Annotated in this window: 27 protein-coding genes and 1 pseudogene; 15 read left to right on the forward strand and 13 right to left on the reverse strand. The window is 63.1% G+C overall.

Annotated elements, in window-relative coordinates; translation table 11 throughout:
* Positions 1–16: 16 nt before the first annotated feature.
* A complete protein-coding gene (locus IVB50_RS36990; protein WP_085396156.1) occupies positions 17–628 on the forward strand; it encodes a PilZ domain-containing protein in 612 nt (203 codons plus the stop codon).
* A 331-nt stretch (positions 629–959) separates the two neighbouring features.
* On the forward strand, positions 960–1586 hold the full coding sequence (locus IVB50_RS36995; protein ID WP_247299762.1) for a transglutaminase-like cysteine peptidase: 627 nt from the start codon (positions 960–962) through the stop codon (positions 1584–1586).
* A 120-nt stretch (positions 1587–1706) separates the two neighbouring features.
* Here IVB50_RS36995 and IVB50_RS37000 read toward each other — a convergent pair whose 3' ends face one another.
* A complete protein-coding gene (locus tag IVB50_RS37000) occupies positions 1707–3458 on the reverse strand; it encodes a CYTH and CHAD domain-containing protein (RefSeq protein WP_247299764.1) in 1752 nt (583 codons plus the stop codon).
* A 332-nt stretch (positions 3459–3790) separates the two neighbouring features.
* Here IVB50_RS37000 and IVB50_RS37005 point away from each other — a divergent pair, with 332 nt between their 5' ends.
* Positions 3791–4603, forward strand: coding sequence for a helix-turn-helix domain-containing protein (locus tag IVB50_RS37005; RefSeq protein ID WP_247299766.1), 813 nt, complete (start codon positions 3791–3793; stop codon positions 4601–4603).
* Positions 4604–4767: 164 nt separating this feature from the next.
* Entirely contained in the window at positions 4768–5697 is a 930-nt protein-coding gene (locus IVB50_RS37010; RefSeq protein WP_247299768.1) for a tripartite tricarboxylate transporter substrate binding protein, read from the forward strand.
* Between the two features lie 42 nt (positions 5698–5739).
* On the opposite strand, the gene IVB50_RS37015 is transcribed toward IVB50_RS37010, so the two are convergent.
* Positions 5740–6447, reverse strand: coding sequence for a GntR family transcriptional regulator (locus tag IVB50_RS37015; protein WP_085396146.1), 708 nt, complete (start codon positions 6445–6447; stop codon positions 5740–5742).
* A gap of 265 nt (positions 6448–6712) precedes the next feature.
* Between IVB50_RS37015 and IVB50_RS37020 the strand changes: the two genes are divergently transcribed.
* From IVB50_RS37020 to IVB50_RS37045, 6 genes are all read left to right on the forward strand, one after another.
* Positions 6713–7699, forward strand: coding sequence for an ABC transporter ATP-binding protein (locus IVB50_RS37020; RefSeq protein WP_085396144.1), 987 nt, complete (start codon positions 6713–6715; stop codon positions 7697–7699).
* 42 nt (positions 7700–7741) lie between these two features.
* A complete protein-coding gene (locus tag IVB50_RS37025) occupies positions 7742–9031 on the forward strand; it encodes a PotD/PotF family extracellular solute-binding protein (RefSeq protein ID WP_007602563.1) in 1290 nt (429 codons plus the stop codon).
* 4 nt (positions 9032–9035) lie between these two features.
* A complete protein-coding gene (locus IVB50_RS37030) occupies positions 9036–9995 on the forward strand; it encodes an ABC transporter permease (RefSeq protein WP_018455339.1) in 960 nt (319 codons plus the stop codon).
* Positions 9996–9998: 3 nt separating this feature from the next.
* A complete protein-coding gene (locus IVB50_RS37035) occupies positions 9999–10877 on the forward strand; it encodes an ABC transporter permease (RefSeq protein WP_085351118.1) in 879 nt (292 codons plus the stop codon).
* Between the two features lie 20 nt (positions 10878–10897).
* Positions 10898–11629 carry an aspartate/glutamate racemase family protein gene (locus IVB50_RS37040; RefSeq protein ID WP_085361723.1) on the forward strand — a complete coding sequence of 244 codons (732 nt, stop codon included), beginning with the start codon at positions 10898–10900 and terminating at the stop codon, positions 11627–11629.
* Between the two features lie 176 nt (positions 11630–11805).
* A complete protein-coding gene (locus IVB50_RS37045; RefSeq protein WP_018455336.1) occupies positions 11806–12300 on the forward strand; it encodes a hypothetical protein in 495 nt (164 codons plus the stop codon).
* Between the two features lie 179 nt (positions 12301–12479).
* On the opposite strand, the gene IVB50_RS37050 is transcribed toward IVB50_RS37045, so the two are convergent.
* From IVB50_RS37050 to IVB50_RS37070, 5 genes are all read right to left on the reverse strand, one after another.
* Entirely contained in the window at positions 12480–12848 is a 369-nt protein-coding gene (locus IVB50_RS37050; RefSeq protein ID WP_026232928.1) for a hypothetical protein, read from the reverse strand.
* A 103-nt stretch (positions 12849–12951) separates the two neighbouring features.
* Positions 12952–13251 carry a hypothetical protein gene (locus IVB50_RS37055; protein WP_026232927.1) on the reverse strand — a complete coding sequence of 100 codons (300 nt, stop codon included), beginning with the start codon at positions 13249–13251 and terminating at the stop codon, positions 12952–12954.
* Positions 13252–13315: 64 nt separating this feature from the next.
* Positions 13316–13489 (reverse strand): hypothetical protein, encoded by a 174-nt coding sequence (locus IVB50_RS37060; RefSeq protein WP_018455333.1) that lies wholly within the window; start codon positions 13487–13489, stop codon positions 13316–13318.
* Between the two features lie 71 nt (positions 13490–13560).
* Positions 13561–14091 carry a gamma carbonic anhydrase family protein gene (locus IVB50_RS37065; RefSeq protein WP_018455332.1) on the reverse strand — a complete coding sequence of 177 codons (531 nt, stop codon included), beginning with the start codon at positions 14089–14091 and terminating at the stop codon, positions 13561–13563.
* 90 nt (positions 14092–14181) lie between these two features.
* Complete coding sequence (locus tag IVB50_RS37070; RefSeq protein WP_007602553.1) at positions 14182–14511, reverse strand: hypothetical protein; 330 nt, start codon at positions 14509–14511, stop codon at positions 14182–14184.
* 222 nt (positions 14512–14733) lie between these two features.
* On the opposite strand from IVB50_RS37070, the gene IVB50_RS37075 reads away from it, so the two are divergent.
* The gene (locus IVB50_RS37075) at positions 14734–15441 is read left to right on the forward strand and encodes a hypothetical protein (RefSeq protein WP_026232926.1); all 708 of its coding nucleotides are present in this window, start codon (positions 14734–14736) and stop codon (positions 15439–15441) included.
* A 263-nt stretch (positions 15442–15704) separates the two neighbouring features.
* Positions 15705–16289: a DUF1349 domain-containing protein gene (locus IVB50_RS37080; RefSeq protein ID WP_026232925.1), complete on the forward strand. Its 585-nt coding sequence runs from the start codon at positions 15705–15707 to the stop codon at positions 16287–16289.
* 89 nt (positions 16290–16378) lie between these two features.
* Here IVB50_RS37080 and IVB50_RS37085 read toward each other — a convergent pair whose 3' ends face one another.
* Together IVB50_RS37085 and cysE are read right to left on the reverse strand one after the other, a co-directional pair.
* Positions 16379–16597: a DUF3126 family protein gene (locus IVB50_RS37085; RefSeq protein ID WP_007602550.1), complete on the reverse strand. Its 219-nt coding sequence runs from the start codon at positions 16595–16597 to the stop codon at positions 16379–16381.
* 150 nt (positions 16598–16747) lie between these two features.
* Positions 16748–17572, reverse strand: a complete 825-nt coding sequence (gene cysE, locus IVB50_RS37090) for a serine O-acetyltransferase (protein ID WP_007602549.1) — start codon at positions 17570–17572, stop codon at positions 16748–16750.
* A gap of 275 nt (positions 17573–17847) precedes the next feature.
* On the opposite strand from cysE, the gene IVB50_RS37095 reads away from it, so the two are divergent.
* Entirely contained in the window at positions 17848–19206 is a 1359-nt protein-coding gene (locus tag IVB50_RS37095; RefSeq protein ID WP_247299770.1) for a hypothetical protein, read from the forward strand.
* 157 nt (positions 19207–19363) lie between these two features.
* Here the strand turns inward: IVB50_RS37095 and IVB50_RS37100 are convergent.
* Positions 19364–19965: pseudogene (locus IVB50_RS37100) on the reverse strand (hypothetical protein).
* Between the two features lie 188 nt (positions 19966–20153).
* Positions 20154–20924 carry an alpha/beta hydrolase gene (locus tag IVB50_RS37105; RefSeq protein ID WP_247299772.1) on the reverse strand — a complete coding sequence of 257 codons (771 nt, stop codon included), beginning with the start codon at positions 20922–20924 and terminating at the stop codon, positions 20154–20156.
* 214 nt (positions 20925–21138) lie between these two features.
* On the opposite strand from IVB50_RS37105, the gene IVB50_RS37110 reads away from it, so the two are divergent.
* Positions 21139–22101 carry an AraC family transcriptional regulator gene (locus tag IVB50_RS37110; RefSeq protein ID WP_247299774.1) on the forward strand — a complete coding sequence of 321 codons (963 nt, stop codon included), beginning with the start codon at positions 21139–21141 and terminating at the stop codon, positions 22099–22101.
* 119 nt (positions 22102–22220) lie between these two features.
* Here the strand turns inward: IVB50_RS37110 and IVB50_RS37115 are convergent, their stop codons facing one another.
* A complete protein-coding gene (locus IVB50_RS37115; protein WP_026232923.1) occupies positions 22221–22976 on the reverse strand; it encodes an alpha/beta hydrolase in 756 nt (251 codons plus the stop codon).
* 34 nt (positions 22977–23010) lie between these two features.
* Positions 23011–24147, reverse strand: coding sequence for a hypothetical protein (locus IVB50_RS37120; RefSeq protein WP_247299776.1), 1137 nt, complete (start codon positions 24145–24147; stop codon positions 23011–23013).
* A 303-nt stretch (positions 24148–24450) separates the two neighbouring features.
* Between IVB50_RS37120 and IVB50_RS37125 the strand changes: the two genes are divergently transcribed.
* Positions 24451–24696, forward strand: coding sequence for a zinc-finger domain-containing protein (locus IVB50_RS37125; protein ID WP_007602543.1), 246 nt, complete (start codon positions 24451–24453; stop codon positions 24694–24696).
* Positions 24697–24700 lie beyond the last annotated feature (4 nt).

Genomic DNA, 24700 nt, shown 5'->3' on the forward strand with positions numbered 1-24700 from the left:
GGGTCGGGTTGTGAAAATGGCGTTGGCGCACAAAAGATTTCTTCCGGCCGCCGAGGAACGTCGGCGTTTCCAGCGGGTGAAGGTTCACCTGCTCGGCCGCTACATGCTGCCGGACCGCCGTGAATTCCCCTGCCAGGTGATCAACATGTCGCCGGGCGGGCTGGCGCTGCTGGCCCCCGGCATCGGCAATGTCGGCGACCGCGTGGTCGCCTATCTCGACCATATCGGCCGCGTCGAGGGCAAGATCACCCGCATCATCGACAATGGCTTCGCCATGACGGTCGGTGCCACGCCGCGAAAGCGCGACAAGCTTGCGGCACAGCTGACCTGGCTCGCCAACCGCGACATCCTCAATTTGCCGGAAGACCGCCGCCACGATCGTATCGTGCCGCGCAATCCGATCGCGGTGCTGACGCTCGAGGACGGCACCAAGATGACCTGCCGCATCATCGACCTCTCGCTGTCGGGCGCCGCCATCGCCGCGGAGAACCGCCCCCCGCTGAAATCGACGGTTCTGCTCGGCCGGGTGCAGGGCCGCGTGGTCCGAAACCTCGAAGATGGCTTCGCGCTCGAGTTCATGCATTCCCAGCCAATTGAAACTCTCGAAGAGAGCGTTACCGCGCGGTAAAGCGCGAAGGCACCAAAACCACTGCATTTCCAGTACTGAAGGCGGCCTCCGCGATGCGGACGCCGCCTTTTTCATGGGTGGCGTCGAGGCTCGCGCGGGTTAACGCGGAGGCTGCGGGAGCGTGCAAACAACGGTTCCGCCAGCGTTTCCGCGTTAATCCATAAAATTTGAATCAATTGCAGTCATATCGAATTTTATTCAAGTTTGACTCAAGTATAGATCGAATTCGCCGCGTGTTTTACTTGCATTCGTCTCGACTTGACTTGACTGACTTAGCGGCAACTCAAAAGCTGCCTGCGCAATGTGGTCCCAACAAGAAACGGGGGCCGCAATGTTTGATTTCAGGGGACAGGGGAAGGGATTGGCGCTCGCCGCCATGCTCTTCGGAATGAGCGCGGCAGCGCAGGCCGGCGAAGGCCGTCTGCTCTACGCAAGCCTCGGCGACACCACGCGTGCGCCGATCGGCTGGGTCGAGTTCTGTGCGGACAATGCCGCTCAGTGCCACGGCGCACCGACGCAACCGCGTGACATCGTGATGTCGCAGGCTGCATGGCGCGACCTCGTCAAGGTCAATCGCTGGGTCAACGAGACCGTCAAGCCTTTGACCGACCAGGAGCACTGGGGCGTGATCGAAAAGTGGTCGCTGCCGTCGGACGGTTACGGCGACTGCGAGGACTACGTGCTGTTGAAGCGCAAGATGCTAATCGATGCCGGATGGCCGCGCGAGGCCCTGCTCATCACCGTGGTGCGCGACAAGAAGGGCGAAGGACACGCGGTGCTGACGGTGAAGACCGACAAGGGCGAGTTCGTTCTCGACAATCAGAACGAGAACGTCGTTGCCTGGACGGAGACCGGCTACCGCTTCGTCAAGCGCCAGTCGCAGAGCGATCCCAATGTCTGGGTCTCGCTCGGCGACACCAAGCCGGCGGTCTCCACCGCCAGCGCAAGGGATCAGTAGAGACAAACGAAAGAGATACGCGACCCGGTCACATCCCCACCCCTCCCCGTCCCAGACCGGTTCGCGCGCGGCCAGCCATCCCCCAATGGCTGGCCGCAACTTTTTTAGGGTGTACTTCGCTTAGTTCTGCGGCGCCTGCCGCGACCAGGGCACGCGCGCGACGGTGAAATCGCGCCATGTGCTTTGCAGGACGGGTTGCACCCCGATCGACGCGCGCGCCTGCCAGCCTGCGATCGCCGCCGCGGCGATGGTGCCGTCGGGCTCGGCATCAAGCCCGTCCAGCAATGATGCCGTAACCGCCATGTCGTTGACGGCGCCAAGCTGCTCCTGCAAGCCGGAGAGCCTTCGCGAGAATTTTCGCGTGGATTTGCGGTCTGCGAACAGCGGCAGCAGAAACTCGCTGAGATAGCGCAGCCGCTTGGTCGCGAGCCGCAGGCGGTGCAACTGTTCGGCGGAAAGCGACTTGAAGCGGCGGCCGCGCTTGAGCACCTTGGCGTATTGCGCCGATAGGATGCGTGCCGCGAAGTCGGCCGCGGGTTCGGCGAGCTGGCCGAGATCCTCGGTGGCGACGTCGTTGCGCCAGCCCCGCGCCTCGATCCAGTTGCCGAGGCCGAGCAGGAACATGGCGCAGCGGCGATCTTCGAGGGCGCCATGCGCCTTGCGATAGGCGTCGGACTGGCGCCCGGCCGCAGCCAGGCCCAGTGCATCGAAGCCCGCGACCGACGGACAGGCTGTTGCGATCTTCGGCAAGGTATCGAGCCGGAACACATCCCAGTCGCGCGCGGCGGAGAGCTCTTGCGCCAGCCATCTGGCTTCCAACCGCAGCGCATCGAGATTGCTGAGCGCGCCGACCGACCCCATCAGATCCAACGCCGATCGAAGCCGGCGCAGCGAGACGCGCAGCTGATGGATTCCTTCCGGATTGCGGCCATCCTCGGCCGCCGGCAGCGACTGAAGCAAATGGAGGAAGCAGGAACGCAGGATTGTCGCGAACGCCTCGTCCAATGTCACCGACGGATCGAGACGAAGTCTTCGCGGACGCCGCGCCGAGGGTGGCTTGTCGGCGGCAAGATCGAAGCCGCGTGCCGATTTGGAGCGAATGGACGGCTTTACGTCGCCGTGCTCCGCGAGCCGCAGCGCGATCTCGTAGACCGCGCTCGCGCTGCCGCTCTTGAGCTCCAGCTCGATCTCGCTCACCGGCAGTGAACGGTCGCCGGCCGTCAACTCACCCTGGTCGAAGGCGATCTCGACCGTGCCTGACGGCAGTTCGATCGGCCGCGCATGGCGATGGACATCGGCAGTGAAGACCGATTCGAGCGGCTGCGCTTCCAGGTTGCCGCGAAGCTTCTCGGGAATGAACGGCATTGCCAAACCGAGATCGGGCGCAAGCGACAGTACCCTCATCTCCCACTCACCACGGCGGAGCGGATCGTCCACCGCATCGGTCTTCACGGTCTGCACGAAGCGCGCGCCGCTCTGACGAACGCGCAAGCTCAAGCCGTGGCGACGCAACGTCCGCTCCGGCGTGTCGTAATAGACGGACTTGAGATGTTTGCGCGCGCCCTTGTTGCGCGCGTTCATCGCGATCACAGGCGCGGCCTTGAAATGCGCCATGCGATCGGCATCGACGAAAAGCTTGAGCTCGATCTCACCGGCACCATGCGCGGCAGCGCTCGACCGCAGTGGTTCCGTTGCCGGTTCCGCGTCTTGCAATGGCGTCTGATCGATCACAGGTTCCGCGACGAGTTCGGCCGGCTCACGCTGCCTGAAGAAGCCAGCAACGACTTGCGTTCTCTTGTTTTCCCTTGCAACAGGATTTCCATCCCGCGCGCTCGGAGCCTTGCGAACCGGCGTTGCGTCTGACTTCAGCATTTACGGTAACATGACAGTTCGATGACAGAGCGCCATCCTATAGCCGGTGTGGCTCGCGAGGAATAGTCACGTGACGTCGCAGCGCCCTACCGTCCACACGAGGCTGGGAGCGCACAATCCAGCTTGACCACAGGAACTAAATTGCCGCTGGGCACAGCAAGCGATCGAGTTGACTGCGAATCCCGCCCTTCTCGAAACCGAGATGAACGCGTCAGCGAGCTTGACTCATGCCAACCTTCCCGCAATCGGTGGCGATGGCGTCGAGCGCGCTGCCCTGTCCCTCCGGCCGTTGCTTCATCGGCTAGCGGCACAGGCAATCACAAGGAGTTGGCATGACGTCGTTCCGTCCCGTCATCGCGTTGTCCAGGGGCCTCGAAGTCCTTCGGGTGATCAATCAGGAACGGCAGTCGACCGTCGGCTCGCTGCACAAGGCGACGGGGCTGAACAAGTCAACGATCGTCCGCATGCTCGAGACGCTGGAACATGAAGGTTATGTGGTACGTCGTACCGAGCCGGCCAGCTACGCGCCGACGGGACGGGCGCTGCTGCTCAGCGCAGGCTATGATGAGCCGACCTGGATTGGCGGCATCGCCGAACCCATCCTGAACAAATTCCGCAAGCAGATCCATTGGCCGTCAGACATCGCGGTGCTCGATCAGGAGTCCATGGTCATCGCCCACACGACGCGCGTCGATGGATCGCTGCTGTTCAGCCGCCCGCCGGGTTTTCGCTTTCCCGTCCTCGGCACCTCGATGGGAAGCGCCTATCTCGCCTTCTGCGAACCCGCCGAGCAGGAGCGCATTGCCGCACGGCTGGCCCTTGGTCCGGAGCCCTGGAACGATCTGGCGCGCAATCCCGGCAGACTTGCCAAAGTGCTGCGCACGATCCGTAGCGCGGGGTTCGCAGTCATGGACGAGACCTACAGCCGCCGCGTCTTCGGGGGCGCAGTGTGGGCGATCGGCGTACCCGTCGTTTTGCGGAATCGCCTGTTCGGCAGCATGAACGTGATGATGCTTCGCGAGGCGGTCGGTCTGGAGGACGGTGTGCGGCGCTTCGTACCGCCGATGAAGAAGGTCGCTTCCGCACTTGCCGAGGCGCTCGGTGCCAAGCTTGCTGCGCCGGGTTCTCCTGCAGGTCGGCGATGATCATTTCACACAGTGAAACGATATTTTGATTTCTTGACCCCCCCTTCCTGCCCGTGTGACACCTCGTTGCGGCGGCTGCCGGCTGCCCAATGACACAGGGAAAAGGGGAGGCCGAAGTGCGGACATCCGCGAGAATTTGGGCTGCCGCGATGGCATGCCTGACGATGGCCGCTTCTGAAACGGCTTTGGCCGAAGCCTGGCCGACCCGGGCAATCAGGATCGTCGTCTCCACGCCGGCAGGCGGCATCACCGATGCCTTCGCCCGCGCCTATGGCGACTATATCTCGCAGAAGCTTGGCCAGCCGGTCATTGTCGAAAACAAAACCGGAGCCAGCGGTGCGCTGGCGGCACAGTCGGTGAAGGATTCCCCGGCCGACGGCTACACGCTGATGTACACGATCTCGTCCACCTTGCTCGGTAACCGGCTGTTGTTGAAATCGCTGGCCTATGATCCGGACAAGGATTTCACGATCGTCGCGATGACGCCTTCGGGGCATCTGCCGCTGGTGGTCCATTCCGCCACCAATGCAAAGACGATCGAAGAGTTCGTCGCGTACGCACGTGGCAACAAGGTCACGGCCGGCTCGTACGGCATCGGCTCGTTCGCACATATTGCGATCGCCGAGCTCAACCGGCAATTCGGTCTCGACATTTCCATCGTGCATTACCGCGGCGAAGCGCCGATGTGGCAGGATCTGGCCGCGGGGGTGATCCAGGCGGCCGTCGGCAGCTATCAGGCTGCGCTACCGGTGCTCGATACCGGCATCGGCCGCCCGATTGCCGTGCCGACACCAGTGCGCATGAAGAAGCTGCCCGAAACCAAGACATTTGCCGAGCAAGGGGTCACGGGCAATGTCTTCCAGCTCATCAGTTTTACCGCGCTGGTGGCGCCCGCTGCGATGCCGGCAGACCGGATCGACATGCTCGCCAAGTTGATGGTCGAAGGCGGCAAGACGGAGCGCGTGCAGAAGCTGCTCGATGCCTTCGGCGTCGACCAGCCGGCCATGGATCGCGCATCCTCGATTGCGCTCTACGAAAAGGAAGGGCCGATCTGGCTCGAGTCGATCAAGACTCTCGGATTAGAGCCGCAATAGCCGCCGTCGCGCCCAGCCGGGTGCGGACGCGCCTCGTTGAGCTCAGACCCCGAGCACGTCCGCGAGCCGCAACTCGTCAGCGGCGGGATCCTTCAGAAACAGCTCGGCCTCGATCTCGTTCAGATGCGACAACATCTGCGCGCGCGCGGCCTCCCTGTCGCATTTGCGGATCGCGGAGACGATTCCGGCGTGATGATCGGTGCCGCAGGCCGGCGTGTCGTGCCGGCGGTAGAGCAGGATGATCAGCGAGGACCGCGCGATCAGCTCCTTGAGAAAACCAAGATAGATGCTGTGGCCACTCATCTCGGCGACGAGTCGATGGAAGTCGCCGGAGAGGCGGACCGAAGCACGCGCATCGCCACGCAGCTCCGCCTCGCGCTCCTCGGCAAGATGCCGCTGGAGACGCCCGATCCAGGCCGGCGACACCGCGTCAACGGCGTGATCGACGATTGTCGGCTCGATCAGGCGGCGCGCCTCGAACACTTCGCGGGCGTCCGCAGGCGTCGGCCGCGCGACGAAGGCGCCGCGGTTCTTCTCGATGTTGACGATGCCCTCGTGCGCGAGCTGTTGCAGCGCGGTGCGAACCAGCGTTCGGCTTGCTCCGTAGATCTCGCCGATCTCGTCCTCGCCGAGTTTCGTGCCGGGCAACAGGCGATGCTCGAGGATCGCCGCAGTCACACCTTCCCGGATGCGGCTGACGCGATCGCTCGCATCTGGCGCGTCGGAGTTCGGTCGGGACTTGACGGCCATGGGGGTGAGGACTCGATCGTCGACGAGGGCGTTGAATCCTAATCGACCAGCTGTATCCAATCACAGGCGAAACTTTATACAATCCGCGCCTGTTTTGTGTGCACGCAACTGCGAAGGCAGCGAACCGCCCAAGCCCGTGGGATTCGATCTAACGATCTGACTCCGCTGCACTGTTTTGGAATTCGGCCGGCCGAGAACGATTCAAGCGCGATTGGCATGGACCTTGCGGAGAGAGGCGCAGCATCGCCCTCGCCCCGGACACGCCATGGCCACTCCCGCCGCCCTCGAACTGGTCGCCGTCACCAAGCGCTACGACACGACGCTGGCGGTCGACACCGTCAATCTGAAAATCCCGGCCGGCACTTATTGTTGCCTGCTCGGCCCCTCCGGCTGCGGCAAGACCTCGACCTTGCGCATGATCGCCGGCCACGAGGCCGTCAGCGAAGGCGACATCATCCTGGGTCCGCAGAACGTCACGGATCTCGAACCCGCCAAGCGCGGCACGGCGATGATGTTCCAGTCCTACGCGCTGTTTCCGCACCTCACCGTGCTCGACAACGTGGCGTTTGCCCTGAAAATGCGCGGCATCGACCGGGCGACGCGGCACAAGCGCGCCGGCGAGTTGCTCGAGCTGGTGGCGATGACGCCCTATGCGGCCCGCCTCCCCGCACAGCTGTCCGGCGGCCAGCAGCAGCGCGTCGCGCTCGCCCGCGCGCTGATCACGGAGCCGCAGATCCTGTTGCTCGACGAGCCGCTCTCGGCGCTCGATCCGTTCCTGCGGGTGAAGATGCGGGGCGAATTGAAGCGGCTGCAGCGCGAGCTCGGCATCAGCTTCGTTCAGGTCACGCACGGCCAGGAAGAGGCGATGGCGCTGGCCGACCACATCGTGGTGATGAACCAGGGCAGGATCGAACAGCAGGGAAGCGCCCGCGACATCTTCCATCACCCCCGCACCGAATTCGTGGCGCGCTTCATCGGCGGTCACAACGTCCTCAGCGACGCAGGCAAACTCATCGCCGTGCGCGCCGATCAGCTCGGCATCGCGCCGTTCACTGACGGCGCCTTCGGCGCGCCCGCGCTACTGACCCAGACCGAGTACCAAGGCTCCTACATCGCCGTCTCGCTCACGCTCGACGACGGGACCGCCCTGTTTTCCCACCTTCCCGAGGCCGCCTTCGACGTCCACCAGTTCCGGCCGGGCGATCGCGTGCTGGCCATCTGGGATCCCGCCAAGGCGCAACGTCTGCAATAGCGCCGATCAATCACCGGAATGCGCAACAGAGGAGTGAGTGATATGACCGAAACGACCAGGAAGAAGGGCCTTAGCCGCCGCACGCTACTGAAGAGCACCGCGGGTCTCGCCGGACTTGCCGCGGGCTCCGGCGCCATCACAGGCTTTCCCTATGTAATGTCGGCCGAGCCGAAGGTGCTGCGCTATCTCGGCACCGCAGTGAACGAGGGTGACGAGATCTCCAAGCAGTGCCTGAAGGACACCGGCATCAAGATCGAATATATCACCGCGACCACCGACGACGTCACCAAGCGCGTGATGACCCAGCCGAATTCCTTCGACGTGCTGGACACCGAATATTTCGCGCTAAAGAAGATCGTGCCGTCGGGCAACATCCTTGCCCTCGACGCGAGGAAGATCAAGGAATTCGACAACATCACGCCGGTCTTCACCAAGGGCGTCACGCCCGGCGGCAAGAAGATCGGCGGCCAGGGCACCGCACCCTGGAAGGTGCTCTATCTCGAAGGCAAGGACTCCAAGAAGTTCGCGACGTCTGCCACCGAGTTCGTCACGCTGATCCCGACCGTCTACAACGCCGACACGCTCGGCATTCGCCCCGATATCATCAAGCGTCCGATCAGCTCGTGGGCCGAGCTGCTCAACCCCGAGTTCAAGGGCAAGGCCTCGATCCTCAACATCCCCTCGATCGGCATCATGGATGCCGCGATGGTCGTGGAAGCCACCGGCAAGTACAAATATGCCGACAAGGGCAACATGACCAAGGAAGAGATCGATCTCACCATGAAGGTGATGACCGAGGCCAAGAAGGCGGGCCAGTTCCGCGCCTTCTGGAAAGACTTCAACGAGAGCGTCAACCTGATGGCCTCGGGCGAGACCGTGATCCAGTCGATGTGGTCGCCGGCGGTGACGAAGGTCCGCTCGATGGGGATTGCCTGCACCTTCCAGCCGCTCAAGGAAGGCTATCGCTCCTGGGCCTCCGGCTTCTGCGTCTCCAAGGGCGTCTCGGGTGCGAAGCTCGAATGGGCCTATGAGTTCGTCAACTGGTTCCTGTCCGGCTATGCCGGCGCCTATCTCAACCGCCAGGGCTACTACTCGGCCGTGCTCTCCACCGCGAAGGCGCATATGGAGCCTTACGAGTGGGCCTATTGGATGGAAGGCAAGGCGGCCGAGAAGGACATCAAGGCGCCCGACGGCTCGCTGCTCGAGAAGGCTGGCGCCGTGCGCGACGGCGGCTCCTACGAGGACCGCATGGGCGGCGTCGCGTGCTGGAACGCCGTGATGGACGAGAACGACTACATGGTCCGCAAGTGGAACGAGTTCATCGCGGCGTAATCTGATGGACACGTCGGAGGACATTTTGCAACAGGCATCTCCGGACCTGGTCCGGGGATCGGAGACGGCGCGCCGCAGCAAAGCGGCGCGGCTGTCACCCTCCTTCATCTCCTGGCTCCAGGCCGGGCCGATGATGCTGGTGTTCCTCGCCTTCTTCCTGATCCCGCTCGTCTTCGTCGTCATCGTCTCGTTCTGGGACTACAACGAATACCAGTTGCTGCCGGCCTTCTCGGGCCGCGGCTACACCGACACGTTCGAGGGCTGCATCGCGCAGCTCCCCGATCTCTGCACGATCGCCAAGACTTATCTGAAGACGCTGAAGCTTTGTTTCATCGTGTGGGTCATCACACTCTTCATCGGCTTCTGGGTCGCCTACTTCCTCGCCTTTCACGTCAAGTCGAAAACTTGGCAGATGGGACTGTCGCTGCTCTGCACGATCCCGTTCTGGACCTCCAACGTGATCCGCATGATCGCCTGGATTCCGCTGCTCGGGCGCAATGGCCTTGTCAACTCAGGCTTGGTGAAGACGGGGCTGATCAACCATCCCGTTGAATGGCTGCTGTTCTCCGAATTCTCCGTGGTGCTGGCGCTGGTGCACCTCTTCACCTTCTTCATGGTGGTGCCGATCTTCAACTCAATGGTTCGCATCGACAAATCGCTGATCGAGGCCGCCTATGACGCCGGGGCGACCGGTTTCCAGACGCTCGTCAACGTCATCATTCCCCTGGCAAAACCCGGCATCGTGATCGGCTCGATCTTCGTCATCACCATCGTGATGGGCGACTTCATCACCATCGGCGTGATGGGCGGGCAGCAGATCGCGGCCGCCGGCAAGATCATCGAGACGCGGGTGAATGCGCTGCAATTCCCGGCAGCAGCGGCCAATGCCGTGATCCTGCTCGTCATCACGTTCCTGATCATCACCATGATGTCGCGTATCGTCGACATCAAGAAGGAGCTCTAGAGCATGAAGGAAGGACGCCCGCGCTCTTTCTACGTGCTCGCGATCTTCTTCGCGGCCTACACGCTGTTCCTCTACGGCCCGATGATCGCGATCTATGTGCTGTCGTTCCAGGGACCGCAGGGCGGCCTCACCTTCCCGATGAACGGTGTATCGACTTTCTGGATCGCAAAATTGTTCCAGGGCACCGGCATCGTCGATCTCGGCGCCGCCTTCCGCCGTTCGCTGCTGCTTGGCATTATCGTGATGATCGTCACCGTCGTGCTGTCGGTCGCAGCGGGCATGGCGTTTCGCCGCAAGTTCAAGGCGCAAAGCATCCTGTTCTACTCCGCGATCGCGAGCCTCATCGTGCCCTCGATCATCACCTCGCTCGGCATCTCGCTTGAATTCCGCATCATCGACGATCTGATCAAGGCGCATTGGAACGAGAGTTTCGAGACCTCGATGGGTCTGCTCACCTCGGGCCTCGGTGCACATCTGACCTGGACGCTGCCGTTCGGCCTTCTCATCATGTTCGCGATCTTCAATCGCTTCGATCCCAGGCTCGAGGAAGCCGCGCGCGATCTCGGTGCGACACCGTGGCAGGCGTTCCGTCATGTCGTGCTGCCGATCATCCTGCCCTCCGTGATCGGCATTGGACTGTTCGGCTTCACACTGTCCTGGGACGAACTCGCGCGTTCCAGCCAGGCGATCGGGGCGGTGAACACGCTGCCTCTCGATCTCCAGGGACTCACCACCACCGTGACGAACCCCGACATCTATGCGCTCGGCACCGTGATCTCGGCCGTCTCGTTCACGGTGATCGCGCTTGCGCTTGGCACCATCCACATGCTCAACAAGCGACAGGCGGCCAAAGGCTCGGACGCCGGCAAAGGGCTTGTCTGAGAAGGGGCTTGTCTGATCCGATGCGGCTTCACGTCGTCAATCCCAACACCACTGCGTCCATGACGGTGAAGATCGCCGCTGCCGCGCGCGCGGTCGCCCTGCCCGACACCGTGATCGATGCGCGCCAGCCCACGATGGGCCCGGTCTCGATCGAGGGATTTTACGACGAGGCGTTCGCGGTGCCGGGCATGCTCGGCTGCATCCGCGAGGCCGACCGCGACGGCGCGGATGCGCATGTCATCGCCTGCTTCGACGACACCGGCCTCGACGCCGCGCGCGCTGCGGCAAGGGCACCAGTGATCGGCATTGGCGAGGCCGGCTTCCACATGGCGAGCCTGATTGCCGCGCGCTTCGCCGTGGTGACGACGCTCGGTGTCTCCATCGTGCCGATCGAGCATAATTTGCGGAAATACGGCCTCGCCGAACGCTGCGCGCGCGTCCGCGCCGCCGAGGTGCCGGTGCTCGCGCTCGAGGAGCGCAACACCGATGCGCTCGCAAAAATCTCTACGGAAATCACGGCCGCGATCCGCGACGATCGCGCAGAGGCCATCGTGCTCGGTTGCGCCGGCATGGCCGATCTCGCCAATGAACTCGCCGCCACGCACAGCCTGCCCGTGATCGACGGCGTCGCCGCCGCGGTGACCTTGGCAGAATCACTGGTGCGACTGGGACTGAAGACCTCCCGGCTCGGGCCCTACGCGGCGCCGCGCTCGAAGACCTATTCCGGTCCGTTTTCGCTGTTTCAGCCCTGATCTCTGCCTCTGACGGGGGCACGGATGCCCTAAGGCATCCTGATTGTTGGTTTTTTTGCTCTTAGCCTCTTTTTGGTCCCATTCCTTGCCGACACGTAACGCTTTCGGGACGCCCCGGTAACCTCAGGTTGCCGGTCTTCGCCACTCACCAAGTTTCAATTTGGGTTTTGTCAGCGATGATCGATCTCGCAGAGGACACACGGTCCCATCCCCTCTTTCGCCTTGGCGCCCAGCCTATCGCGCTGACCGCCGCCGCGCTCCTGCTCCTGATCGCGGGGGTGACCTCGATCGCGATCTGGCGTGCCTATACCGGCGCGGCCCCTGAGACCGACCGGGTGGTGGCGTCGCGGCAGCTGCAGGCTCGCACCGCACAGGCATCCGAGCAGCTGGTCGAGAAGACCAAGGGGCTGGAGGCAACCCAGCAGGAATCGATTGACCAGCTCCAGGTCGTGCAAGACCAGCTCCAGAGTGTGAAGCGCTTGCTCGCATTCCAGCAGGCCGACACCAAGCGTCTGTCCGAGCAGGTCACGATACTCAACGAGTCCATCGATGGCCTGCGGCAATCCTTTGCCAGCGCCCGGGCGAGCGAGGCGGAGACTCCCTCAGTTACCCGCAGGAAACCTGCACGGCATCGTGTCCATGCCAGTGCACGCAAGCGCTCGCGCGGCTGAGCAGCCGGCGCCGCCACCCTTAAATTTTTGGACTTGTGAACTGGATCACATTCGCCCGTGTGATTCCAAGCGATGCTCGCCGTTACCGGATGGCGTGAGCCGATTTCAATGTCCGGGGCTGGCAAGGTCGTTGACGGTATATTGCGTCAACGGCCTTGTTTTTTGACGGGTACCGCCGCCTATTCGCAGACATCCACGGGGCGGATGCGCCAGCCCGATGGCGTCATGACGCGCTTCCGCACAACGTAGCAGCCGCCATAACCGCCATCATCGTATCCGGTACCATAGTAATATGGATTGCCGTAATACGGTTGGCCGTAGCCGTAATACCCGCCGTAGTAACCTGCGCCGGCGATACCGGCACCGATGGCGACGCCTGGCCAGAAGCCACCGCCATGCCAGTGGCCGCCATGACCCCAGCCGCCACCATGGCCCCAGCCACCGCCGCCATGACCCCAGCCGCCGTGACCGCCCGCTTGTGCCGCCTGCGGCATCGACGACCCAACCGCCACCACAGCCAGCGCCGTCAACATCATCTTCCGTAACATCACTCGATCCTCTGCGTGGATACCCTCCACGCTCCAAAGCAGGACCAAGCTAATCGGCTTGAGGCGTTCCTGACAGCCTCACTGTCTCACTTCCCCGCGAGCGTCAGCAGCCGCGGCAGATGCTCTTGAGCTTCTTGTCGAGCAGCCGGTTCTCGGCGTTGACGGCGGCGTCGGTGGACCCACCTGCGCCGGTCCCAGTGGTGACGCCGGGTGCATTCGCACCGGACGATTGGGCGGTCCCCAGACTGTTGGTGCCTGGCGCGGGAGCCGGAGAATTGGCGACACCTCCGGCCGATCCTGTGGAGCCGCCGGTGGCTTGCGCGAACGATGCGGCCGGCACCGCGGCAAGGGCGAAGATCACGATCACGGTCTTGATTGAACGGGCTATAGGCAATCTGGCCATTGAAATTCTCCTTCGCCGATCAACCGCCGCAGCAAGGACCGGTTCCGGAACAAATGCCGTCGCATCAGCTTGAAACCGGGAAGGCGGGCACGATCACGCGCAAGCTGATCTTCTGCTCCGCAAACAGAAAGGCGCAGTCACGATGAACGATCGCGATGCTTTTGCAGAAGGCGAACGCGCGGCGCGTAAAAACATTCCGGCGGAAGCCAATCCGTACCAGGACGGTAGCGATGAGCATGCCCTATGGTCCGCGGGGCACGAGAAGGTCGCAAGCGCAATAGAAGCGCGCGAGTCCGAAGGAAGCTGAGTTCACCCGATCCGCTTGAGGCCCTTTGTGAAGCGCGGTCCATTGGCGACGTAGAACTTCGCAGCACTCCCCATCTTCTGCACCTGAGCATCGTCGAGCGTGCGGATCACCCGCGCCGGCGAGCCGATGATCAGGGACCGTTCGGGAAACTCCTTGCCCTCGGTGATGACGGAGCCGGCGCCGACGATGCTGTTGCGCCCGATCCTGGCGCCGTTCATCACGATTGAGCCCATGCCGACGAGTGCGCCCTCCTCGATGGTGCAGCCGTGCAGGATGACATTATGCCCGACCGTACAGTTCCTGCCGATCTGAAGCGGAAAACCGAGATCGGTGTGGCAGGTCGAGCCGTCCTGCACGTTGGCGCCCTCGCCGATCTCGATCCACTCATTGTCGCCGCGCAGCACCGCGCCGAACCAGACGCTCGCGCCCGGCTTCAGGCGCACGCGGCCGATCACGGTAGCGGTCTCCGCGATGAAGTAGTTGCCGTCGGCGGGAAGGTCGGGCGCCTGCCCGTCGAGCTCGTAGATCGCCATGAGGGTCTCCTGTCGCGTCAGCCCCAGCCATAGCGAAACGGCGGCCTTGACGCAAAGGGCCGCCGCGCAGGCAGCCCTATAGCGCGCGCATCAGACCAGAACGCCGGCCGCGCGGAGCGTCATCAGGAAGAAGGTGCCGCTCATCATGCTCCAGAAGCCGGCGATGACGGTCGCCATCATCACGAATTCGACGCGGCGGCTCTCCACCTGCCTGCCGCGCAGAGTATTGCGCATGATGATGAAAGGCGCCGCGAACACCAGGAACGGAACCGCCGCGAAGGTCTTCGGCGCCACGCCGTCCTGCAACAGACCGAAGCCGGCCGGCCGCTGTGCGACCGTCTGGTATCCGCTCACGAGCGCTCCCGCGAGCGCGAAACCAATGCCGATCGAGAAGAATGTGTTGAGAGCTTCAGGTGTCATCGGAACAGTCCGCCCTTACGCAACGCGAGGTACCTTCCTGTGACAAAGAGTGCCGGTTAACGCTACATTATCCTTAAGGGAAGGTTAACGCCGCCAGCCGTTCCACGCAGGCCTCTCTCCCTTCCCTGCAGCCGGCCAACGCTCCGCGAAATCGCCACCACGTGGCATATTCGCCGCTGATTCGTCGGCCATCGGCCGACTTCCGGCTCATTCGCGCGGCTCATGACGGTGTTTTCGGCAATTTCCCCTCAATCTCCCCGGGTGCGCACCCTGGCCCACGTCGTCCCGATCGTGCTCGGCGGCATTGCCGCGGTGTGCGCCGTCGCGCTCGTCGCCTATTTGTTGTGGCCGACCTGGGGGCCGAGCGGCGCGAACGCCCCAGACAAGCTGCCGGTGAGCGTCGGCGGCACGCTGTTCAACCTGCCGACCAACGCGATCCGCATGAAGATCCAGCGCCACTCCGGACCGCAGGAGCGGATCGATCTCGACTTCCTGTATCCTTCGCTGGAGCCGCCGGGCGCGCCGAAGCACGTCACCGCCGATAGCGTGGATGCGGCGATGCAGCCGATCGACCGCATCTTCCTGTCGATCGCCGCGCATCGCGATGCGCTCTCGCCCGAGCAGCGCACCGCCACGATTTATCCACGCTATCTCGACCAGGCCGCGGCAATGCCTCAGGACGGGCTGACGATGCGGATATTCCGCGCTGACACGCCTTACGGCACCGAGGATCTCTATTCTGCCGCAAGTCCCGCGCTGACCGCGCGCTGCACGCGCGATGGTGCGACGCCCGGCATGTGCCTCGCCGAACGCCGCGTCGGCGGCGCCGACCTCACCTTCCGCTTTCCGCGCAGCTGGCTGTCGCAGTGGCGCGATACGGCGGAAGCGATGGAGAAACTGACGGCGCAGCTGCGCGGCCCGAAGGGCTGAACGCGACCGCGCGACCTGCGCCTCCAAAACAAAAACTGCGAAAACAACCCCATGCACAGTAGCCAAGCTCCTGTAATGCTTCGTATTTTTCGAAGTCAGCTTCGCGCGTATGGTGTCAGGATGGGGCGGCGGTGAAGCTGTTGCTCGTCCTTGCGAGCGAAGCGAAGCAATCTCGGCTACATTGCCTTTTCATCTCAATGCACGATGCCGTGCTCGTCCGACTCACGGACCGAACCGGCAGGCATCCGCGACAGAGGTTAGTCATGATTCTCCGCAGAAGTGACGGTGTGTGGCTAAATGAACCGCAGCGATGGGCGGCAGAGGGTGATGACCTGCGGATCCTCACGGACAAGGCCACGGATTTCTGGCGCGAAACCCATTACGGCTTCAATCGCGATAGCGGACATTTCCTGGGCTTTCCGACAGGCGAAGCATTCACCGCAGATTTGCGTGTTCAGGGCGATTTCCGGGCGCTCTATGATCAGGCGGGCATCATGGTGCGCCTCGACGCGCATCATTGGGTCAAAGCCGGAATCGAATTGTCAGATGGCCGCGCTATGCTCGCGAGCGTGCTGACAAACGGGCAATCAGACTGGGCGACAGCACCCTATGAGCATAATGCCAGCGACTTCTGGGTCCGCGCGACCATCGCCAACGGTGTCCTTCGTCTGCAGGTTTCGGCCGACGGCAAATCCTGGCCCCTCATGCGGCTGGCGGCGTTTCCTAAAGCAAACTCCTACCTTGTGGGACCGATGGCCTGCACACCCGAACGGGCGGGGCTAGAAGTCGTATTCTCGACGTTTCGTCTGACACCTCCCCTCGGAAAAGACCTGCACGACCTGAGCTGAACATCACCCTCGCAGATATATGTTCTTGCAAGAAAGCAAAGGCATGGAGCCGCGCCCGCGCGGCCCCGTTGAGCGAGACGATCGCCGAACTATTCCTGGTCGACGAGGTCGTCCTCGAGGATCGCCATCTGGAATTGGAACGAGCGATCATCGTCCTCGTCGTCGACGAAGAGCACACCGATGAATTCCTCGCCGATATAGACCTCGGCGGAATCATCCTTCTTCGGCCGCGGCACGACGCGGATCTTGGGATTGCCGAATACGCGCTTCAAATACGCGTCGAGCTTCCTAACTTCCTTGACGTCCACGGCAAGTCTCCAATCGAAATCTGGGTTGGCGCGGGTTTTAGGACGAGACGCGACCAACCGCCAGCATGAATTGCCAAAGAATTTTGGGACGAAAGGGGCGGAAAATCCGCCCATTCCGACAAGCTCGAAGGCCCGCCTCAGAGGCCCATCTCAGAGTCCCATGGCGTTGATCATCTGATCCATGGTGCGCGACGGCTCGGCGCAGCCAGCTTCGCCGACGACCTTGGCAGGCACGCCTGCGACCGTCACGTTGTGCGGCACCGGTTTGACCACGACCGAGCCCGCCGCGATGCGCGCGCAATGACCAATCTCGATGTTGCCGAGGATCTTCGCGCCGGCGCCGATCAGGACGCCGTGGCGGATTTTCGGATGGCGGTCCTCGTTCTCCTTGCCGGTGCCGCCGAGCGTAACGCCATGCAGGATCGAGACGTCGTCCTCGATCAGCGCAGTCTCACCGCAGACGAAGCCGGTGGCGTGGTCGAGGAAGATGCCGCGGCCGATGCGCGCGGCGGGATTGATGTCGGTCTGGAATACCGCAGACGCCCGGCTCTGCAGATAATACGCAAAATCCTTGCGGCCCTTCAGATAGAGCCAATGCGCGAGGCGGTGGGTCTGGATGGCGTGAAAGCCCTTGAAATAGAGCAAGGGATCGATGAAGCGCGAGGTCGCGGGGTCGCGATCGTAGACGGCGACGAGATCGGCGCGGAAGGCGTTGCCGAGATCGGGATCGTCGCGCAGCGCCTCGTCATAGGTCTGGCGCACGAGATCGCCCGACAGCGCGGAATGATCGAGCCGGTCGGCGACTCGATGGATCACCGCATCTTCCAGGCGGCTGTGATGCAGCACCGTCGAATAGATGAAGGTCGCAAGCTCCGGCTCGCGATGGACGATGTCCTCCGCTTCGCCGCGGATCCGATCCCAGATCGGATCAAGCGTTGCAAGCTTTCCTCCCGGATTGACCTGATGCACTGCCATGAGATCTGCTCTTTCGAATTGGCTCGTTTCACTGGTTCTATAACACAGTCTAGGCGACAAAGTCCTGACGGGCTTGCCTGAGAGTGAACAGTGCGTTGTCCGGCGGGGGCATGCCAACGCGTTGAATCACAACAGTTTCTTCCGACACCCCGGGCGGCAAGGTCGGCTCAAAATGGTCAGGGTTTCGCCAAATTCAAGCCGGGCGGCGTCAAACTATTGGTGAATTCCGCCTCAACGGTAATTGCGGGCATGGTCCGAGTGAGGACGGAGCGGATTTGACCATCACCACCGATCATGCGCGCGCGGGCGCCGCGGGCTCACTCTGGCTGCGGCTCGCCGCCATCGCCCTGCCGCTCCTGTTGATCGCGCCGGCATTCTGGAACGGCTATCCGCTGTTGCAATGGGATACCGGAGGCTATCTGGCGCGCTGGTACGAGGGCTATCTCGTCCCGAGCCGCTCCACCGTCTTCGGCATCTATCTGCACTATGGCGAAAGTTCAGGGTTCTGGATCAACCTCGCGGTCCAGTCGCTGGCCACGCTGTGGCTGTTGCAGCTCACCTTGCGCGTGCTCTCGATGATGCAGACGTTCCGTTTCGTCGTGATCAGCCTGCTCCTGATCCTGTCGACTGCGCTGCCCTGGCTTGCGAGCATGCTGCTCACCGACATTTTTGCAGGCCTGTCGGTGCTGTCGCTATTCCTGCTGGTCATCGGTGGGCCGCGGACCTCGGCGCTCGAAAAAATCTCGCTGTTCGTCTTCACGGCCTTTGCCGCCGCGACCCACAGCGCCACGCTCGGCGTGCTGCTCGGGCTCTGCATCGCCGGCTGGATGGCGCGGCCGTTGCTGGGGCGCCGGCTTCCGATCGCCGGATTGGCCCAAGCGAGCCTCACCATCCTCGCTGGCGGCCTGATGCTGGTGTCGGCGAACCATGCCTTGTCGGGCAAGTGGACGTGGACGCCCGGCGGCACCGGCGTCGCCTTCGGCCGCATGATGCAGGACGGCATCGTTGCGCGTTATCTCAATGACCATTGCCCACGCGAAAAACTCAAGCTCTGCCCCTATCGCGACCAATTGCCGGCGAGCGCCGACGAATTCCTGTGGGGCAAGAGCATGTTCAACACGCTCGGCCGCTTCGAGGGCATGAACGACGAGATGGGCACCATCGTCGTGGGTTCGCTCGCCGACTATCCTGTCTGGCAGGCCGGCGCGGCCTTGCAGGCGCTGGGCCAGCAATTGCTGCATGTGGCGACCGGCGAAGGCACCAATGGCTGGATCCCGCACACCCGCGGCATCATCGAACGTTATGTCCCCTCGCAGGCCGCGCCGATGCGCGCCGCACGCCAGCAGAATTGGGGACTCGATTTCGACACCATCAACTGGCTGCACGTTCCCGTCGCGCTGGCCTCGATGCTGGCGCTGGTCGCGCTGCTGGCGCATGCCCTCGCGAACCGCCGGCTCGACGACCTGACCTTGCTGGCGGCGACCATCACGCTGGCGCTGCTCGGCAATGCCTTCATCTGCGGCGTGATCTCCGGCCCGCACGACCGCTACGGCGCGCGGATGGTGTGGGTTGCGACCTTCACCGTGCTGATGGCGCTGGCGCGCCGCCTTGGGGAAGACAGCAAAGCGCGGTGAGATTGGGGTGAAGCGCCATCGTGCCTGGTTTCGTCCGAGCAGCGATCGCGTTTATCCAGTAAGACCAGCGCATTCGTTCTCAAGGGTGTTTGGAGCCCTTCATCGCCCCCGCAAATCGGCACACGCGGCGGGGCGGTGGCATGAGCACGACCAGCCGTTAGTCAGCCGACTGCGTGAAAACGGACCCAAGTGCGAGACGGTCAGTGCCGTACAACAACTGAGGCGTTCCGCGGCTAGCTCTTTGTGCCGGTGCCGCCGGCACCGGAAGAATGATTTCGGAAGCGACCCTCCAGTCCTTCCCGACGCGAAGCCAGTTGCTGATCATGAGAAACGGCCTGGCTGTTCCATCTTGCCCCGCATAAGAGACGGTGATGGTCATCGGCACATAGGACTCGGCGACGTCGCGCGTCAGGCCGACAACCCTGAGCTTCGAAAAATCTGGCTCGAGTACGACCGGACGGGGCTACCGATATCATGCAGCTATTGATCAATCGCCGCGTTACCCCAAAAGCCGGCCCAGTTTCCCTCGGACGGGATCGCGCTCTTGGCCACCAAAAGGGCCGAGGGCGATTGCCAGAACATCCGATACAGAGCCTTGAAATCATGCTTGTTTGCCAATTCCATCAGCCTGCCGAACTTCGATTTGATTGCGCTGAGCGTCGCAGCATTCAGCGGCTCTCTGCTGACGGCGGGAGCAGACGCGGCAGACACGGTGGTAAGAGCCACAGCAGTGAGGGTGACAAGAAGTGCCTTATACATGCAGGAATGTCCGTTCCAATGCGTCGCTCACATCATGACAACACTTGTTGCGTTTCCGCGATTGGAGGTGTTCACGTCCGTGAGCTGAAGTGTCGTCAGGACGTTTCAGCACTCTACGGATGCCTGGCTTAAAATGGTCGAGCGGGAGCGCGCGGGCTCCCGGCGCCACAGCGCCGGGAGCGGTACCGTCACCTCGTGAGGGCGGCTTTTTCGATCACCTCAGCGACCTGCTTCGCATGGACGACGAGCGAGGCATGGCTGCCGGTGACTTCCGTCGTCTGGGCGTGGATCCTGGCCGCGAACGACTTCTGGGCCTCGGGCGCGAGGACTTTGTCCTTCGTGCTGATGACGTAGAACGTCGGCTTGTTATGCCAGGCCGCAACGTCGACCGGGGCTTCGAATGCAACGTGGTTCAGCGGAAGCTGCGAGTTGGCCAGGTGCGCGGCGATCTCCGGAGGAAGGTCAGCCGCGACGGCTGACGGAAACACCTTTGGATCGATGTACAGATTGCCCTTCGCATCGGGGTGGATCGCCTTGCCGCCTTCGGTCGGCGGACCGGCCTTTGCCAGCGACGCCAGGGATTCACCGACCTCCGGCGCAAAGGCGGACACATAAACCAGCGCCGAAACCTTGGGATCGTTGCCGGCTTGCGTGATCACCACGCCGCCCCATGAGTGGCCGACCAGAACGGTCCTGCCGGCTTGCTTCGCGAGCGCCTGTTTGGTCGCATCGACGTCGGCGGCGAGCGAAGTGAGTGGATTTTCGACGAGCGTGACGTTGTAGCCTTTCTTGGTGAGAATATCGGCAACCGGCTGCCAGCTCGTCTGGTCTACGAAGGCGCCGTGCACGAGCACGACGTTGTGGGCTGCCCCCTTGGGCAGTTCGGCGGAATGTACGGCTCCGACCAACGTCGTTCCGGCCAGGAGGACGGTGGCGGCTGAGAGGAGAATAGTTCGCATTGTTTGTTCCTGTTGGCATATCGGACGAAAGTAGTCCGGGGGAATGGACAGGCGTTTCCAGCAAGGTCGCGGTTCTTCCATCTGCCGTTGGCGAAATGGTTGCCGCACGTCCCGTCGGCCCGCCGTGGCATGACGTATTCCGTGGACCTCTCGGACGATAGGGACCAATCGTCCGTGTCTTGTGTCCGATCGTCCGCGGTTCTAGTCTCGGGGGATGGATATACTCACCCAGGTGCTCGATCGGGTTCGTCTCGGCGGGACGCTGCTCTTTCACTTCGAGCTCGGCCATCCCTGGCATCTTGAGTTGCCGGCGCGCCCCTACGCCCTGTTTCACTATCTCAGCCAAGGTTCAGCGACCCTCGCGCTCGAACAGGGAGAGGAAATCCAGATCACCGGGGGCGATTTTGTCGTCATCACACGTGGCGAGCCCCATGTGTTTTATTCGGATCGCCGGGCCGAGCCTTTGCGCATCGTGGATATCGAACGGTCGTCGCCACGCCTCGGATTCGTTCGTCACGGCAGCCGTGCAAAGCCGCTCTCGACCATGCTCTGCGGCAATTTCACGGTGTCGCGGCCGACGTTTGGCAGCGTGCTGGAGTTGCTTCCACCCGTGCTCTTGCTGAAGCCGACGTCCGACCGTGGTTGGCTTGAAGCCATCCTGCGCCGCATGATGAGCGAGTCCGCGCTCGAGCGTCCTGGCCAAGGCGTCGCGCTTTCACGACTGACGGAAGTGCTCTTCGTCGAGGTGCTGCGAAGCTGGATCGCGTCTCTCAGTCCCGGGCAAGGCGGCTGGATCGGGGCCATTTCTGACCCCCATATCGGACCGGCGCTGAAGCTGATTCACGAAAGTCCGGAGCAGCTTTGGACGCTGAGCGACCTAGGCCGTCGCGTCGGGCTCGGCCGCTCGGCATTTTCGGCGCGCTTCACTAGGCTCGTGGGCCAGCCCATGCAACGTTATGTGATCGAACCCCGGATGGCGGAGGCGGCGTTCCTGCTGGAAACCAGCGACGAACCGATCGCACGGATTGCCAACCGGATCGGTTACGAGACTGCAGCGGCGTTTTCGAAGTTGTTTCACCGGCACATTGGTCAGTCGCCCGGCCGTTACCGGGCTGCGCGACGCGCCGACGGAGCCCGTGCGCAGTTGGACGGATCGGAATTGCAAGTATCCGATTGACCTCGATAAAGCTGTGGCTTCGAGCTGAGTCTCATATGCGCCCTTAGCGAACCCCGATCCCTAGGTACAGGAATGGACGGTTGCCGAACGGAGTGGATGGCCCACACCGCCTCATCGCCTCAGGCGCGGCGTGAGAGGAAATCGAGCACGCCAGTCTTGTAGACCTTGTCGCCGACTGCGCGCATGTGATCGCGACCGGGAATATCGAGCACTTCCGAACCCGGGATGATGGCACCGAGTGCGCTGGCCGAACCCGCGACGTCGTCGGTGCTGCCGACCGCGATCAGCACGGGCACGTCGATGCGCGCGGCTTCGTCCTTCGTCATGAGATCGCGCGTGCCGCGCAGGCAGGCGGCCAGCGCCTTGCGGTCGGAACGGGTTTGGTCTGCAAAAGCACGAAACGTGCGTCCGACGGGATCGGAGACGTCGTCGAGCGAGGGCGCTTCCAGCGCCTTCGCGACGTTCTCGCCGGGCCCGGTGCCCTCGATCAGGCCGCCGATGCCGATGCCGCCAAGGATTGCCGAACGCAGGCGCTGCGGCTCGTTGAGGGAGAGCCAGGCCGTCATCCGTCCGCCCATCGAATAGCCCATGAGATCGGCCTGCGGGATGGCGAGGTGATCCATCAGCGCGAGCACGTCGGCGGCCATGGTCGGGATGGAGTACTGCGCGGGCTCGTAGAGCTTTGCGCTTTCGCCATGGCCGCGATTGTCGAGCGCAATGACACGGCGGCCGTTCTTGCGCAGCTCCGAGACCCAGGTCGGATAGACCCAGTTCACGTTCTTGCTGGAGGCAAAGCCGTGCACCAGGATGATCGGATCGCCCTCGCCTTCGTCGAGATAGGCAATTTCAACGGCGCCGTTGTGAAAGCTCGGCATCATCAGTTCCGCAATCTTGAGGGGAAGAGGTATCTTAGGCCGTGATGGCAGGGCTTGCCAGAACGGCTTCGGCGGCGATCCGCGCCTGGCGAAGTCGCCGCGCCCGTCTGCGATCGCACCAGGCCTGGGTCAGGCGCTCCGTCGTCGCCTTGATCGAGGACAACAGGCCGAGCAGCGTCAACGCCGCACCGAACAGCCAGAGTGCAAGATTGAACGCCCCGCCGATCAGCAGCAGCGCGCCGCGGCCGAGCAGCTTCAGAATCGCGCGCGTCTTGCCGCCCTGCGCTTCCGCGAGCCGCGCCGCGCGTGCGACGTCCTTGGGACCTTCAGCGATGCGCAAGCTATCCATCGCGCCGCGCGTGCCGGTCTTCTCGACCACGCGCGTAACATCCTTGCCGAGCCGAACCAGCGCGCCGGCCTTCTCGGCGCGGAACGCGGCCTTGATCGCGCTCAAGGTCTGGCCCGGCCGCAGCACCGAGCCGGAGGCAACCGCGTTCTGGAGCATCGGCGTATCGACGACCTCGCGCGCGGACCGGCCGGCCCACGCCGCTAGTCCCTCGCCGAGCCGGCCGACCTTGCGCGCGTCCTTCACCAGCGTCAGCCCGGCGCGAACCGGCGCGGCACCGCCGACGGAGACGTAGGTCACGGCCGTGACCGCGAGACCCGCGGCCGCAAGGCCCAGCACCAGGCGATCGGTCTCCTCGCCCATGGCGAGGTGCTTGCCCTCGCGGACGACGTCCCTGATGTCGCCGATGACGAAGAGATCGCCGGCCACGGTTCCCGACAAGCTCGCAACATCATCCGCGTTGCCGGTAACGAGACCGGTGGCAAACCGTTTTGCGAAATGCGAGGTGGAGTTTTCGGCTTTGACCGCGTCACCGACACGGCTCGGGAGGTCGTCAGGCAGCGCGATGTTGCGGTCGCGCGCCAGTGCGACAAAACTGTCGGCAAGATCGGCATCGCCCGATGCGAGCGCGACCTCGATGTTGTCTTGAATCAGGCGGTCGTTGTGCCGCAGCAGCGCGTCGAGCTTGATCTCTGAGAGCGCGGCGGGATCGTCCTGGGCGGCCAGAATCGCCCCGGCCTCGCGGGCGTGCGGTGCTACCTGCGCGAGCATGAAGCCGCATGCCGCGATACCGGTCAACGCTGTGCTGATTCGCAACCACTTCATGCGGAGAGCCTGGACGGTCCTGAGATCGTTGACGCCTAACGGTTGTCTTTCGTCGCAATTACGCTCGTCCACAGACATAGTATGCCAAAATTGCGACACAACGTCCCCGACGAAAGAAGGGCTTCTCTCAGGCCGCAAGATTGTGTCGAATTTGCATGAGCAAATGAGCATGGGGCATTGCGGAGCTTTCGGTTCCGCTGGACTAGCAATCATCTCCACCCACCAGTATGGTCCGCGGCGCCTTAATAATGCCGCGGCAGTCGTGATTGTGTCTGCCGCCATTGCCACTCCAGGATGAGTACGATGTCCGACCATGTCGTCCCGCACTTCCACAACGATGCCGGTGTCCCCGTCATCGAGATCGGCTCGCAAGAGTTCATGTGCGTGGGCGCCAACCCTCCGTTCGATCATCCGCACGTCTTCCTCGACCTCGGCAACGACAACGAGATCATCTGCCCGTACTGCTCGACTCTGTACCGTTTCGCCGCCGACCTGAAGGCGGGCGAAGCCCGTCCGCCGGAATGCGTCCTGAAGGACAAGGTGGCCTGACCGC

Origin of the sequence: Bradyrhizobium sp. 87, from assembly GCF_023073015.1 — a bacterium.
GTDB lineage: Bacteria > Pseudomonadota > Alphaproteobacteria > Rhizobiales > Xanthobacteraceae > Bradyrhizobium > Bradyrhizobium canariense_D.

Coding starts and splice junctions, on each gene's coding strand:
- IVB50_RS37115 (WP_026232923.1), bottom strand. CDS start 22,976: ATGCCGAGCTTTCACAACGGCGCCGTTGAAATTGCCTATCTCGACGAA.
- IVB50_RS37060 (WP_018455333.1), bottom strand. CDS start 13,489: ATGCTCATCGCTACCGTCCTGGTACGGATTGGCTTCCGCCGGAATGTT.
- IVB50_RS37030 (WP_018455339.1), top strand. CDS start 9,036: ATGGACACGTCGGAGGACATTTTGCAACAGGCATCTCCGGACCTGGTC.
- IVB50_RS37075 (WP_026232926.1), top strand. CDS start 14,734: ATGACGGTGTTTTCGGCAATTTCCCCTCAATCTCCCCGGGTGCGCACC.
- IVB50_RS37040 (WP_085361723.1), top strand. CDS start 10,898: ATGCGGCTTCACGTCGTCAATCCCAACACCACTGCGTCCATGACGGTG.
- IVB50_RS37015 (WP_085396146.1), bottom strand. CDS start 6,447: ATGGCCGTCAAGTCCCGACCGAACTCCGACGCGCCAGATGCGAGCGAT.
- IVB50_RS37000 (WP_247299764.1), bottom strand. CDS start 3,458: ATGCTGAAGTCAGACGCAACGCCGGTTCGCAAGGCTCCGAGCGCGCGG.
- IVB50_RS37070 (WP_007602553.1), bottom strand. CDS start 14,511: ATGACACCTGAAGCTCTCAACACATTCTTCTCGATCGGCATTGGTTTC.
- IVB50_RS37080 (WP_026232925.1), top strand. CDS start 15,705: ATGATTCTCCGCAGAAGTGACGGTGTGTGGCTAAATGAACCGCAGCGA.
- IVB50_RS37025 (WP_007602563.1), top strand. CDS start 7,742: ATGACCGAAACGACCAGGAAGAAGGGCCTTAGCCGCCGCACGCTACTG.
- IVB50_RS36995 (WP_247299762.1), top strand. CDS start 960: ATGTTTGATTTCAGGGGACAGGGGAAGGGATTGGCGCTCGCCGCCATG.
- IVB50_RS37065 (WP_018455332.1), bottom strand. CDS start 14,091: ATGGCGATCTACGAGCTCGACGGGCAGGCGCCCGACCTTCCCGCCGAC.
- IVB50_RS37005 (WP_247299766.1), top strand. CDS start 3,791: ATGACGTCGTTCCGTCCCGTCATCGCGTTGTCCAGGGGCCTCGAAGTC.
- IVB50_RS37055 (WP_026232927.1), bottom strand. CDS start 13,251: ATGGCCAGATTGCCTATAGCCCGTTCAATCAAGACCGTGATCGTGATC.
- IVB50_RS37120 (WP_247299776.1), bottom strand. CDS start 24,147: ATGAAGTGGTTGCGAATCAGCACAGCGTTGACCGGTATCGCGGCATGC.
- IVB50_RS37045 (WP_018455336.1), top strand. CDS start 11,806: ATGATCGATCTCGCAGAGGACACACGGTCCCATCCCCTCTTTCGCCTT.
- IVB50_RS37105 (WP_247299772.1), bottom strand. CDS start 20,924: ATGCGAACTATTCTCCTCTCAGCCGCCACCGTCCTCCTGGCCGGAACG.
- IVB50_RS37125 (WP_007602543.1), top strand. CDS start 24,451: ATGTCCGACCATGTCGTCCCGCACTTCCACAACGATGCCGGTGTCCCC.
- cysE (WP_007602549.1), bottom strand. CDS start 17,572: ATGGCAGTGCATCAGGTCAATCCGGGAGGAAAGCTTGCAACGCTTGAT.
- IVB50_RS36990 (WP_085396156.1), top strand. CDS start 17: ATGGCGTTGGCGCACAAAAGATTTCTTCCGGCCGCCGAGGAACGTCGG.
- IVB50_RS37020 (WP_085396144.1), top strand. CDS start 6,713: ATGGCCACTCCCGCCGCCCTCGAACTGGTCGCCGTCACCAAGCGCTAC.
- IVB50_RS37050 (WP_026232928.1), bottom strand. CDS start 12,848: ATGTTACGGAAGATGATGTTGACGGCGCTGGCTGTGGTGGCGGTTGGG.
- IVB50_RS37035 (WP_085351118.1), top strand. CDS start 9,999: ATGAAGGAAGGACGCCCGCGCTCTTTCTACGTGCTCGCGATCTTCTTC.
- IVB50_RS37110 (WP_247299774.1), top strand. CDS start 21,139: ATGGATATACTCACCCAGGTGCTCGATCGGGTTCGTCTCGGCGGGACG.
- IVB50_RS37010 (WP_247299768.1), top strand. CDS start 4,768: ATGGCCGCTTCTGAAACGGCTTTGGCCGAAGCCTGGCCGACCCGGGCA.